The sequence below is a fragment of the Aneurinibacillus sp. UBA3580 genome (genome assembly GCF_002375825.1).
Classification (GTDB): Bacteria; Bacillota; Bacilli; order Aneurinibacillales; family Aneurinibacillaceae; genus Aneurinibacillus; species Aneurinibacillus danicus.
In genome coordinates this window covers 11,809-15,314 of sequence record NZ_DFMZ01000081.1, presented here as the reverse complement: position 1 = coordinate 15,314, position 3,506 = coordinate 11,809, and the positions used below count along the sequence as shown (strand labels likewise).

The window sequence follows — 3,506 nt, the reverse complement described above, 5'->3', positions numbered from 1 at the left end:
CTCTCTTTTCCTTCATACCTCAAAAGTCAGCCGCCCTTCTCCGCATTTTTATGCCGGGGTTGCGGCTGAGAAGCCATGGTGGTTTTGTTAGCTTGCGTGTTTTCGATTCATGCTATCCCTCTATGCACTACTGTTTAAATTTTTAAAAACGAGAGAAAAAACATATTGAATGACTGGGCTTCTTTTTTTGTACGCCGGTTCAAACGTGGCCTGATCCACTCCAATTTTTTCAGCATCCATTATTCTTGAAGCTAGATGATATATTTTCCTTGTTTACAACTCATACCTAAAGGGGTAGCATTAATGTATATCCCCATTATGCCGAGGTGAGAGTAGATGGAATATAATGATGCTGTGAAGAATCGTCTCCGCCGTATTGAAGGGCAGATTCGCGGAGTGCTCAGCATGATGGAACAGCAGAAAGATTGCCGGGATGTTGTGACCCAGTTGACCGCGATTCGTTCCGCTGTTGATCGCGCTATCGGTTTGGTTGTAGCAAACAATATGGAAGCATGCATTCGCATGGAGATTGAAAAAGGGAACAATCCTGACCATATCATCAAAGAAGCGGTAGACTTGCTTGTAAAAAGTCGCTAAAATGCGAAACAGCACCTTGTGTGCTGTTTTTTTGCATACATAAATTGGGTAGTACATAACGGTAGAGTTCAAAGCGAAAGGTGAAGCTATGAAGGAAATGTTGCTAGGAAGTGTGATTTCTGCGCTATCTACGGGCGTAGGTGCCATCCCCATTTTGTTTTTCCGTTATATCAATCATCATGCGCGGGATACGCTGGTGGCGCTGACCGCCGGGGTTATGATGGCGGCTTCCGTATTCAGCTTGATTCCGGAAGCAATAAGCATGTCCAACCTGTACGTGCTCGCATTCGGCATATTGCTCGGCACGACGACGCTAATGCTTATCGAACGGTATTTGCCGCATGTGGATTTGGAGAATCCGCATAACAAACTCCCGATTGATTCGCAGGCGCTGTTGATTATTTCGGCCATCACAGTACATAATTTGCCGGAAGGATTGTCAGTGGGAGTGAGTTATACAGGGAATAACGAAGCGCTGGGCGGCCTTATTGCACTCGCGATTGGCGTACAGAACGCCCCGGAAGGGCTTCTGGTGGCGCTGTTTCTTGTCAATCAGAATATTGGCCGACTGAAAGCGGTGCTCATTGCAACCCTGACCGGGTCGGTAGAAATTCTCTCCGGCATCCTGGGATATATGATGACCGGCTATGTGAAAGGGCTTGTGCCGTATGGGCTTTCCTTTGCGGCGGGCGCGATGCTATTTATCGTATACAAGGAGTTGATTCCGGAAAGTCACGGGCACGGATATGAGCGATCGGCGACATACGCATTTATTATCGGACTTATCAGTATGCTGTTCTTAATTCAATATTTTGGCTAGTCCAAGGACTCCTCAGAGCGGACGGAGATGCCGTGGCGCAGCAGAAGGGCGGCGGTCACCCCGACGCCTTTTTGTTTTGTGCGGGAGAATGTACCGTCATAGATAGAAGTGCTGCCGCACGAAGGGCTACGCTCTTTGAGAATGGCTTCCGTGGCTTGGACCGTCTGCGCCATAAGCAGCGCCTGGCGGGCTCCCTGCAAAAAGGCCCCGGTTACATCGTTACCCTCGTTGTCAATGACGCGGGCTTTGCCGTCGAGTACGTCAAAACCGTCTCCGCCTACGATTTCCGCCGGATTGCGAGGCGTGGATAATCCGCCCAACTGTTCCGGACAGACGGGAATGGCTTTGCCATCTTTGACAAGCTGTTCAATTTCACTTACCCGATTGTCTTTTTGATCGTAGCGGCATTCACATCCCATTAAGCATGCGCTTACTATTTTCATTACGTTACCTCCTAAATATGACCTTCATAAAGTGTCTGCTATGTTCATTATAACCACAAAAGAAAAGAGGCGACAGCTGAACCGCAGCGGCTCAAACATTGTAACAACGTCCTGAACGGTAAACGTCTGCGTCAGTTCTGTGGCTACCGCGCCCGGTGACGACGGTCGTACGAATATTTTGTTCCGGAAGCTATTTACGCAATCCTTCGGTAATGACGCGTACCGCGAATTTGGTGGTATAGAAACAGCAAACGCATGCACCCGGAATAAACAGAAAAGAGATAGAAGGGATTATTTCGGCAAAAGTAGAATAGCTTGGCGTCTTCTTACGCAAAGCGTGCTATACTTTTTAAAAGGGAAGCCGGCATGCTTTACGAAGAAGAAAGGATGAATAAGAGAGATGCAGCATTTACTTAACCCGAGGGTACGCAATATCCAAATTTCAGGGATTCGCAAATTTTTTAATCTGGTCCAGCAGTATGATGATGCAATTTCTTTGACAATCGGACAGCCGGATTTTGCTACGCCGGACCATATCAAGGAAGCGGGCAAGCGCGCCATTGACCAAAACCGGACTACCTATACACCCAATGCGGGTCTTATGGAGCTGCGGCAGGCCGTCAGCGTTTTTGTTGAGCAGAAATACGGACTGCGTTATGACGCGGCGACGGAAATCATTGTAACCAATGGGGCGAGCGAAGCCATTGATATTGCGCTGCGCACGATTCTAGAAGAGGATAGTGAAGTCATCCTGCCCGGACCTGTTTATCCGGGATATGAGCCGATTATCCGCCTGTGCGGCGCCGTCCCGGTATACGTAGATACGCGGGATACTGATTTTAAGATGTCGGCAAAGCTTATAAGCGAGAAAATTACGGCAAAGACGCGCTGTGTTATTTTGCCGTATCCGTCCAATCCAACCGGCTGCACGCTCGGGCAGGATGAGCTTGAAGAGATTGCCGCTCTGCTTAAGGACAGGGAAATCTTTGTCATCTCTGATGAAATTTACAGCGAGCTGATCTATGGGGGGATGCATCGTTCGATTGCGTCGCTTCCTTCCATGCGGGACAAAACGATTGTCATTAACGGTCTGTCCAAATCGCATTCGATGACCGGATGGCGTATCGGCTTCACGTTCGCTCCGGCCTACATAACGGAACAAATGGTGAAAGTTCATCAGTACAACGCAACCTGTGCCAGCTCTATCAGTCAGTATGCCGCACTGGAAGCACTAACGGAAGGGATGGAAGATGCGGAGGCAATGAAGGCGGAATACGATAAGCGACGGACGTACGTCTATGAGCGGTTGACCGCTATGGGATTTGACGTGATCAAACCAGACGGTGCATTTTACATTTTTCCTTCGATTGCGCAGTTCGGACTTTCTTCATTTGCATTCGCTTCACGTCTTTTGGAAGAGCAGCGCGTGGCGGTCGTTCCAGGTGATGCATTCTCTTCGTATGGGGAAGGGTATATCAGGATTTCTTATGCATACGCGATGGATATTTTGGAAGAAGGACTGAACCGTCTGGAAGCTTTCCTTGCAAATGTAAAATAAACATCTGCCGCATTTCTTGCACCTTTTTCTGTGAAAATCATGAGAAAAGAAGGAAGGGGAAGAGAAAATGAGATCCGGGGAAGAAAAA

Annotated in this window: 4 protein-coding genes; 3 read left to right on the top strand and 1 reads right to left on the bottom strand. The window is 48.3% G+C overall.

Annotation, left to right across the window (positions count from 1 at the left end; translation table 11 throughout):
* The first annotated feature begins 336 nt into the window (after positions 1-336).
* Positions 337-597 (top strand): metal-sensitive transcriptional regulator, encoded by a 261-nt coding sequence (locus B2899_RS12235; protein WP_146807900.1) that lies wholly within the window; start codon positions 337-339, stop codon positions 595-597.
* An 88-nt stretch (positions 598-685) separates the two neighbouring features.
* Positions 686-1,417 (top strand): ZIP family metal transporter, encoded by a 732-nt coding sequence (locus B2899_RS12230; RefSeq protein ID WP_146807901.1) that lies wholly within the window; start codon positions 686-688, stop codon positions 1,415-1,417.
* Here B2899_RS12230 and B2899_RS12225 read toward each other — a convergent pair.
* Positions 1,414-1,860 carry a DUF523 domain-containing protein gene (locus B2899_RS12225; RefSeq protein ID WP_146807902.1) on the bottom strand — a complete coding sequence of 149 codons (447 nt, stop codon included), beginning with the start codon at positions 1,858-1,860 and terminating at the stop codon, positions 1,414-1,416. The genes B2899_RS12230 and B2899_RS12225 overlap by 4 nt on opposite strands.
* Before the next feature lie 400 nt (positions 1,861-2,260).
* Between B2899_RS12225 and B2899_RS12220 the strand changes: the two genes are divergently transcribed.
* On the top strand, positions 2,261-3,418 hold the full coding sequence (locus tag B2899_RS12220; RefSeq protein WP_286886133.1) for an aminotransferase A: 1,158 nt from the start codon (positions 2,261-2,263) through the stop codon (positions 3,416-3,418).
* The last annotated feature ends 88 nt before the right edge of the window (positions 3,419-3,506 follow it).

Excerpts from the sequence above, each read along its gene's own strand:
- B2899_RS12235 (WP_146807900.1), top strand. The coding sequence starts at position 337 with ATGGAATATAATGATGCTGTGAAGAATCGTCTCCGCCGTATTGAAGGG.
- B2899_RS12230 (WP_146807901.1), top strand. The coding sequence starts at position 686 with ATGAAGGAAATGTTGCTAGGAAGTGTGATTTCTGCGCTATCTACGGGC.
- B2899_RS12225 (WP_146807902.1), bottom strand. The coding sequence starts at position 1,860 with ATGAAAATAGTAAGCGCATGCTTAATGGGATGTGAATGCCGCTACGAT.
- B2899_RS12220 (WP_286886133.1), top strand. The coding sequence starts at position 2,261 with ATGCAGCATTTACTTAACCCGAGGGTACGCAATATCCAAATTTCAGGG.